We start from the raw sequence: 8,427 nt of genomic DNA, 5'->3' as shown, positions 1-8,427 counted from the left end.
CCGATATACAGGGCCAGGTGCGGTTTGACGAATTCCCTTAGCGGCTCGACGTTTTCGCCGATCGCCAGTACCGGGCCGGCAAACACGTCGAGCTCACCCAGATCGGGGTCCCGCCTGGCCCGGCCGGTGGCCAGGGCCTCTCCCCACACGTCCTGAGCCTTCTCGGGCAGATAGAAGATCGGTTGCCAGCCCTCGGCGACCTCGGCTGCCAACTCGACATTCTTGGGTCCCAGCGCGGCCACCAGGATCGGGATGCGCTCCCGGACAGGCTGATTGATGAGTTTGAGCGGTTTGCCCAGGCCCGTGCCCTGGCCGGGGGCAGCGGGATCGTGTAGTACTTGCCCTGGTATTGCAGGTACTCACGGCGCCACACCTGGCGGCAGATGTCGATGACTTCACGGGTACGGGCAATCGGGGCGTCGTACGGCACACCGTGAAAGCCCTCGATGACCTGCGGGCCAGAGGCCCCAAGGCCCAGGGTGAACCGGCCGTCGGAGACGTAGTCGAGACCGGCCGCGGTCATCGCGATCAGCGTGGGCGATCGGGTGTAGAGCTGCAAGATGCCCGAGGCCAATTGCACCCGTTGGGTGCTGGCGGCCAGGTAGCCCAGCGCGCTCACCGCGTCGAACGAATACGCCTCGGGGACAAAGACAATGTCCAGCCCGGCGCGCTCGAGGTCGGCCACTTCGGCGGCCACTTCCTTGAAACCGCCCGCGTAATTGATGCCCAGTCCAATCCGCATGTTCAGTACTTCTACGCGGTGGCGAACTGACTGGTCAGCTCGAGCGCCTCCTGTTGGATCCGATCGAACTGCGCGCCCATCGCCTCCGACAACGCCGTCGCTCCCGACAGCGGCCGCACCATCACCATGAAGTCGTCGATCAGACCGTCGTCGTCGAAATGCAGGAAGTCGCAACCGGTGATCTTCTTTCCCGACCCGGCTATCTTGGTCTCGAACACGAATGCATGGTCGCGGCCATTGCTGTCGGCGATTTCACGCACGTAGTGAAAGTCCTCGAAGATCCTCATCACACCGCGCAGGATCGCCGCGGTTATCGGCTTGCCGACATATGGCTTGAATGCCACCGGGCTGGTGAACACCACGGTGTCGGCCAGCATCGCCTGGATGGAGCCCTCGTCGCGCTCCTCGATTGCCTTACGGAAGGGATGCATCAGACACCTCGCATGGTCAATTTGTTGAGTATGTGATCGACAGTAGAGCGCTAACTGCCTGATGTCGATGGGTGATTAATCACTTTATTGATTATTCGTGCCGTTGTACTATCGTGCGATGTCGCTGCGTGACGCGGTGTTGGCCGCACTCCTCGAGGGCGAGTCCTCCGGATACGACCTGGCGAAAAGCTTCGATGCCTCCGTAGCGAACTTCTGGATGGCCACCCCACAACAGCTGTATCGCGAACTCGACCGGCTCGCCGAGCAGGGTCTCATTCAGGCGCGGGTTGTTCACCAAGAACGCCGGCCGAACAAGCGCATGTTCTCACTGACCGAGGCCGGGCGCGACGCGATCCAGCAGTTCACCGCAAGGGCCCCGAAGCCCTCGGTGATCCGCGATGAACTGCTGATCAAGGTCCAGGCCGCCGATGCCGGCGACACGCGGGCTGTCCGCGAATTCATCCTCGAACGATTGCAATGGGCCACCGCCAAACTGCAACGCTACGAGCGGCTGCGGACCCGCCTGCTCGACGGCCGCGGCGAAGAGGAGTACCTGGCCCAGACCGAACGGGTTGGCCCGTACCTGACGTTGCTGCGCGGAATATCGTTCGAAGAAGAAAACATTCGATGGGCCGAGCGTGCGCTGGCCGTCATCGAACACCGACTTCCGGCGCAAACCTGAATCGGCAGCACCGTCAAGGCGTGGAGGGGGTATCCACCGCGTCGCCGGGGTACTGCTCGCCGACGAGTTCTTCTGCACCGACCTCGGCGACGTTTTGAGCGCCGGGTGGCGGTGTCGCGGTGAGCGCGTCGCCGGGCTGCTGCTGGCCGAGCAGCTCGTCCTGACCGACCTCCGGTAGGTTCCGATCGCCGTTGGGCGAACCGCGCTTCGCCGACTTCTTCTTGGGCGTTTTCTGCGGCGCCGGCGCGGCGGTTCGTACCGCGGAGCGGTGCCCGTTGGACACCGACACGGCGGACTCACCGGCCATCTCGATGGCCTTCTCCGTGTAGACGCGGTAGCCGAAATTGGGCAAGTAGCCGTGGATCTCGGGCGTGTCGAGGTCGCGCATGAACTGCAGAATCCCGCGGCTGAACACCTGGCCGGGCACCAGGACCGGGAATCCCGGCGGGTAGGGCGTCACGTAAGTCGCGGACACGATGTCGACTCCCGCGTCCAGCCGTTCATCAATCTGCTCGCTGGTCAGGTATTCGCAATTGGTGTCGTCGTAGGAGAGGTAGAACGCTCGGCGCACATCCCCTTCGGGCGTCGGCTCGCTTCCGCTGTGATCCAGAAATGCGGGGTGGAAGCCGCTGAAATCGGGTAGGGGCAAAGACATTTCGGTGAGCCGATAGACCGCCTGCTCGAAGTGTTCGCGCTCACCATGACTCATCTCGGAGATGTCCTGGTCGAGCTCGCGGGCGATGTTGACAAGAACTTCCACCAGGAAAGCGACCGAGCTGCGCGTGGTGCCGATATTGGTCATGAACAGCACGCTGTTGCGCGACGTCTTGTTGATCTGAATCCCGTAGCGGTCCATCAACTGTTGGCGTTTGAAGGTGTCTCCGTCGTAGCCGGTCTGCCCGATGAACAAGGTGATCCTCGACGGATCGAGCACGAACTCGTCCTGACTCCAGGCAGCCATCATGTTGCGCAGACCCGAGCGCAGGGGCTGGGCGATGGCCGACGGCCGGAAGCTCTCCGGGATCAAATCAGAAGTCCGAAGGCACCGCATGTACTTGCTGAGCAAGGGGTGATTGTCGATCGCGTCGCGCAGCTGCATCGCGTTTTCAATCTGCCGCTGCACCAGCTCAACACCTTCTAACGCCACCTGTCGGCGGCCGAGGTCCAGCGACGCGAGGATCTGGTAGTTGGGTGAGGTCGAGGTGTGCGCCATATAGGCCTCGTGGAAAGGCTCCGCCACCTTCTGGTCGAAGTCCTGATCGAACACATGGATCATCGACCCCTGCCGCAATGCGGTCAGCGTCTTGTGCGTCGATTGGGTCGCATACACCCGCACCCGGGCTCTTGCCGGGTCGGGATAGAGGCGACGGTCCAGAAGATCGTCGTCGCTGGGTGCATCGGCGGCCCCATCTAGTCGGGCGGCGAGATGCTCCTCGTAGCGGCGCCTGCAGTCAGGGTCGGCCAGCCGCTCTCGCAACGCCTTCGCTGACGCCATCGCGGTACGTGTCCGATAGACCGGGTGGAAACGGGCGAAAGCGAACCACGCCTCGTCCCACAGGAACACCAGATCGGGCTTGATGGCGAGGCACTCCTCCATGACGCGCTCAACGTCATAGACGATCCCGTCGAAGGTGCAGTTCGTCAGCGACATCATCTTGACGCGGTCGAGCTTGCCGGCGCGTCGCAGCGCCAACAATTTTGACTTGATCTCGCGCAGCGGCACCGCGCCGTACATCGAGTAGTCGTTGAGCGGATATGCCTCGAGGTAAACGACATTCGCGCCGGCAAGCAACATGCCGTAGTGATGTGACTGGTGGCAGTTGCGGTCCAGCAGCACGATGTCGCCGGGTGCCACCAGGGCCTGGGTGACGACCTTGTTGGCCGTCGATGTTCCGTTGGTGACGAAGTACGTGTGGCGCGACCCGTAAGCGTGCGACGCGAGCTGTTGTGCCTCACGCAGAGGTCCGGTCGGCTCGAGCAGTGAGTCAAGACCGCCGCATGTCGCCGACGTCTCGGCCATGAACACGTCCAAGCCGTAAAAGCCGACCATGTCCTTGATCCAGTGGGAGTTGACGATCGATTTGCCCTGCGAGATCGGCAGGGCGTGGAATACGCCCGTGGGCCGGTGACTGTACTCCTTGAGCGCGCTGAAGAAGGGGGTGCGGTAGCGCGCCGCCACACCCTGCAGGATCGACAGGTGAAGCTCGAGCATGCCTTCCCGAGCATGAAACACCCTGCGGAAGTACTGGCCCAGCCGCCCCGCGATGTCCTCCACGTCGATCTCGGTCATGAGGTACAGGTCCAGTTCGGGCCGCAACTTCGCCAGGGAAACCGCGAGGATTTGCGCGCGTTCTTCGGGCGTCTCGTGATCGGCCAACTCGTGCGACACCTCGGTATCGACGAACTCCGACAGGGCCGACAGGTCGCGGGTCGATTGATGCGAAAAGCGCCGCCGGATCACCACCCCCTGCAGGTTGACGTTGAGCCGGGCCGCGATGAGAGCCTCGTCTCCGCTGGACACCACCACGAGCTCGTAGATGAATTCGTCGTCGGGGCGCCGCCATTTGCGGACCTCGTTGCGCAACGCCCGTTCCTGATCTTCGCTCATCTTTTCGACGACGAGCACTTCGAAATAGGGACGGTCGCGCTGCGTCGGGAGTTGCTGCTCGAGCTGACGCGGATCGGACGGAAACATGTCCAGCTCGTCGGCACCGGCGTTGTCCACATCCCCGGTGCGGTACGACTCCGTGGTCAGCGCGCGGTTGATCTGCCCGACCACTTGCGCGAACTTGTCGTAGCTGCCGGCGGCGAAGAGTCGTTGAATTCGTGCGAATTGGGGCGAGCCGGGATAGGCCCAGTAGGGCTCCAGCGTGCTCAGGCGAACCAGCAATTCCTGGCACGCGCTCGCCCATTTGTCCTTCAATGCTCCTGTGGTGGTCGGGCGCGTCAGCCGATCGGCGGCTTCCTCCAGCCGGCACCACGAGTCACTGCGGACCTGCCACAGACTGTTGTAAGCGCGCAAGTGTTCTGTCATGGTCGCCCTTTCTCGAGTCGCGGCGACTCCTCCGTGCCGAAGCGTTGGTCAAGATTCGCAGACCCAATCCGCCCGCCGGTTAACAAAAGACTAACAATGGCCATTCGCCTCGAGACACCCACAGCGCGCGCTGGGCCGTCGCGGGTAGCCGCGTCACTCGCGCGCGGTGGTCGTCGTGTTGATCCCGAGCAGTTCGGCCAGTTGCGCCGCCGAGTAGCGACCCGGACCAGAGCCGTTGCGGACCGCTTCGCGTGCCGCACGTGCCAGCGCGGCGTTCAGCGGCGCCGAGATGCCATGGCGGTGAGCGAGCCGGACGATCTCCCCGTTGAGGAAGTCGGTCTCCACGTTGCCGGTGTTGCGGCTCAACGACTGCCAGGTGGAGTTGCTCGGTCCGGCATTCCACCCGGGTACCGGGCGTATGGTCGGCCCGTCCGCCCGCGCCGCCGTAGACGTCTCGAACGCGACGAATTCAATTACCGCATGCCGCAACACGGTTTCGCCTTCACGCCGCACCGCGGCCACCATCGCGCGTGTTTCGTCCGGCTCGGCGGCCAGGGCACCCACGGAATTGCCGAGGTTGCGCAGTAGCTTGTTGTACTTCCACGGGGCGACGTCGTCGGGCACACGCACCCGGATGCCCGCGGCGCTCCACGTCTCGGCGATCCCGGTCAACAGGTCGGCGTCGGCCTGCGTGCTGATCGACGCCGGCCACCGTCCTATATGGAATTGACCGACCACCGGCCACGACCGCACGATCACCTCACCGGGTTCGAGGTGCACGGCGGGCAGCCAGACGCAGACACCGAATACCCGACCGAAATAGCGGAGCGCTTTCTCTTCGGCGGCAACGCCATTGAGTGCGGTCATCGCCGGCAGTAGCTCTCCTGCGGTCCCGACCCGATCATGCGTGCCATGCGGGCCATGCACCGGCTGATCCACCCATTCCCGCAATGCCGCGTCGAGTTGTTGGGTCTTGGTGGCGAAGACCAGCACGTCGCGCTGGGTCAGCTGCACTTCCTCGGCCCGGGACGCCGCGGTGACCGCCGTGCGGAATGTCCCGTCGGGCGTTCTCAGCGTCACCCCCGCGGTCGCCAAAACCTCGGCGTGCCGACCGCGTGCGACCAACACCGTGGGAATGCCGGCGCGCGCCAGCACCGCTCCCACGGTGCCGCCAACAGCGCCGGCACCGATGATCACGTATCGGTGGTCGTCTTGAGCGGACGGTACCTCTTCCAATGCCACGCCTTCCATCGGTTCTAACCTTCACGCTATTGCGCGAGGATCGAAGCCGACAAACACCAGCGTCTACCGCTCCGGGCTTGGTCATGGCCGACAGCGGGTGGTTAACTGCGACCGTGCGCAGAGAACCGGGGCTGGCGCGACGCTTCTTCGATCGGTTCGAGCCGGTGCATGCGGTGACATACTTCGCGCCCGAGGCGAGGGCGGCGTTGGATGGGCTGGGTTACCGAGGTTTCTGGATGGGTTACTTCGCCGCCCGTTCCGCGCCGCTGGGCATCGTGCCGCCGGAAGTGGTGACCGCGATCTTCTATAACTTCGCCCCCGAGCGGGTCGCCAAGGCCCTGCCGGCCGCGTGGCAGATCGCCGGTCCCGAGGCCGCGTTGCGCGCCCGGCAGGACTCCGCGGTCGCGGCGCTGCGCCGCTATGGGCTCGGTACAGACGAAAAGGTCCGTGTCGCAGCGGAATTGGCGGAGAGGGCCGCGCGCCGAGCGCCGCTCGACGGGCGACCGCTGTTCGCCGCGAATTTGGCGCTGCCGTGGCCGGACGATCCGCTGGCCGCGCTTTGGCATGCGGTGACATTGCTGCGCGAGCAGCGCGGCGATGGCCACGTCGCGGTGCTGACCGCCGCCGGTGTCTCAGGTCGGGAATCCAACGTGTTACACGCCGCGGCGGGCCGGATCCCGCGCGACTACATCGCCCGCACTCGCGATTACGACGAGGCGGCGTGGCGTCACCACGAGCAACGGCTGGCCGAGCGCGGGCTGCTCAGCGACGACGGGTCACTGACCGCCGCCGGCCGGGAATTGAAGGATCGCATCGAATCGAGTACCGATACGCTTGCGCTGTCGGCACTCGATGCCCTCAGCGACGACGAGGTGGAAACCCTGTTCCAGGCGCTCACTCCGATCACCCGGGCCGTCATCGCCGGTGGCGATATCCCCGCCGTCACTCCGATGGATTTGCGCCGTGACGATTTGAACGACGGCAGCGCGCATTCGGTCGCCACCTAGCGAAGTTGTCCGCGTCAGCGGACTTCAAGGCCGTGCAAGCGAGCCCGCCGACGGAATTTCCCCAGCCGATCGAAGGCTGACACTGGCGAAGATCGCGGATTGGACCACCTCCTCAACGGTCAGGGGAGTCATCGCGGTCCACCCGCGCGTGCGCGAGGCGGTGTTGTGTCGGTTCCGGTCGAATGATCCGCAGCCTGTCCCGGGGTCGAAAAGTGAGCAGGTGCGTTGACGGGGTTGAGCCTGCCTGACGGTCGGCTCCGACCGAGGCCGGCGCACACCTAACCCATCGGCCAACTGCTCGGCGATCCAGGAATCCGTTGCCGGTCCGAATACCGTTGTGGCTCAGAACCTGTCGAAGATGCTGTTGACGATGTCGTCGCCGATGCCGATGCCCGCGCCGGTGACGATGGCCTGGCCGAAGCGTCCGCCAAGGAACCGCTGCAGCGCCCCACCGCCTGACGGCGCGGGCTGCAGATACTGCGGTTGGTACGAGGCCTGGTATTGCGGCGGTTGCGCGTACTGGGCGGTTGGCGGGTAGTACGCCGGTGCGGACGGCTCGGCGGCTGCGACATGGTTATTGACCAAGGCGTGAATCGCCTGCAGAAGCTCCGTGGTGGTGCTTTGCTCGTCGCGGACCGCCAACGCGATCTCCTTACGGTCCAGCGCCCATTCGCGGGCATTGATGTCGCCTGCGCTGGCCGCCGTGGACAGCTTGTCGGCCAGCGTTTGGATCAGCGTTGCGGTCTGCTGCGCCTGCTGCTGCAGCGCCCCGAATTGGCGGTCCACGGTCTCGGTATCCACGGCTGCACTCCCTTCGCAAGGTGTCTGAATCGACTTCTACCACCACGGCACCCGTTATTGCTGAGACCCGGCTGAATGATTCCAATGATTCCGCGGTCGAAGGACAACCCGCCCGGCGTCTCCGTCCCTCCATACCGGTGAACCGGCGCGGAACGGGCTTCAAAGCTTCGATGAACGCGGGACGGGAACAACTCCGGAGTTCGTCGCAGCTTGGGCATTGGACGAGCAAGCTCGTACCTGCCGAGCCTTCCACGCGCGCACCCACCGCCCGGCCGTTAGGGAGGGGGCGGTCCTCCTGGCTGGTTCGCTCCAACTTGGATACCGAGATTGACCTGGCTTATTGCTTGTTGCACTAGTGTCATGCGCCAGGAATCAGTTGAATATATGAGGTGAGGCGTTCGAGGATCTCGTCGGCGGTTTTGGTCCAGGTGAAGGGTTTGGGGTTGTCGTTCCAGGTTGTGATCCAGTCGCGGATGTCTTTCTCCAAG

6 protein-coding genes and 2 pseudogenes are annotated in these 8,427 nt (G+C 64.3%); 2 read left to right on the top strand and 6 right to left on the bottom strand.

Going from position 1 to position 8,427, the window contains the following annotated elements:
• Together ACLP4W_RS28985 and ACLP4W_RS28980 are read right to left on the bottom strand one after the other, a co-directional pair.
• Window positions 1-742 (bottom strand): annotated as a pseudogene (locus ACLP4W_RS28985) (LLM class F420-dependent oxidoreductase); the annotation flags it as partial.
• Window positions 743-753: 11 nt separating this feature from the next.
• Window positions 754-1,173 (bottom strand): nuclear transport factor 2 family protein, encoded by a 420-nt coding sequence (locus ACLP4W_RS28980; protein WP_442390862.1) that lies wholly within the window; start codon window positions 1,171-1,173, stop codon window positions 754-756.
• 118 nt (window positions 1,174-1,291) lie between these two features.
• Here ACLP4W_RS28980 and ACLP4W_RS28975 point away from each other — a divergent pair, with 118 nt between their 5' ends.
• The gene (locus tag ACLP4W_RS28975; protein WP_442390860.1) at window positions 1,292-1,855 is read left to right on the top strand and encodes a PadR family transcriptional regulator; all 564 of its coding nucleotides are present in this window, start codon (window positions 1,292-1,294) and stop codon (window positions 1,853-1,855) included.
• 13 nt (window positions 1,856-1,868) lie between these two features.
• On the opposite strand, the gene ACLP4W_RS28970 is transcribed toward ACLP4W_RS28975, so the two are convergent.
• Window positions 1,869-4,889, bottom strand: a complete 3,021-nt coding sequence (locus tag ACLP4W_RS28970) for an aminotransferase class I/II-fold pyridoxal phosphate-dependent enzyme (RefSeq protein WP_442390858.1) — start codon at window positions 4,887-4,889, stop codon at window positions 1,869-1,871.
• Between the two features lie 153 nt (window positions 4,890-5,042).
• Window positions 5,043-6,140, bottom strand: coding sequence for a ketopantoate reductase family protein (locus tag ACLP4W_RS28965; protein WP_442390856.1), 1,098 nt, complete (start codon window positions 6,138-6,140; stop codon window positions 5,043-5,045).
• Between the two features lie 104 nt (window positions 6,141-6,244).
• Between ACLP4W_RS28965 and ACLP4W_RS28960 the strand changes: the two genes are divergently transcribed.
• Window positions 6,245-7,138 carry an SCO6745 family protein gene (locus ACLP4W_RS28960; protein WP_442390855.1) on the top strand — a complete coding sequence of 298 codons (894 nt, stop codon included), beginning with the start codon at window positions 6,245-6,247 and terminating at the stop codon, window positions 7,136-7,138.
• 342 nt (window positions 7,139-7,480) lie between these two features.
• Here the strand turns inward: ACLP4W_RS28960 and ACLP4W_RS28955 are convergent, their stop codons facing one another.
• A complete protein-coding gene (locus ACLP4W_RS28955; protein ID WP_442390853.1) occupies window positions 7,481-7,939 on the bottom strand; it encodes a hypothetical protein in 459 nt (152 codons plus the stop codon).
• A 358-nt stretch (window positions 7,940-8,297) separates the two neighbouring features.
• Window positions 8,298-8,427, bottom strand: a pseudogene (locus ACLP4W_RS28950) (IS630 family transposase); the annotation flags it as partial.

Origin of the sequence: Mycobacterium sp. (assembly GCF_052145595.1) — a bacterium.
Lineage (GTDB): Bacteria > Actinomycetota > Actinomycetes > Mycobacteriales > Mycobacteriaceae > Mycobacterium.
Note: the sequence above shows the minus strand (reverse complement) of the source record. Positions and strands in the feature narration are given on the sequence as shown.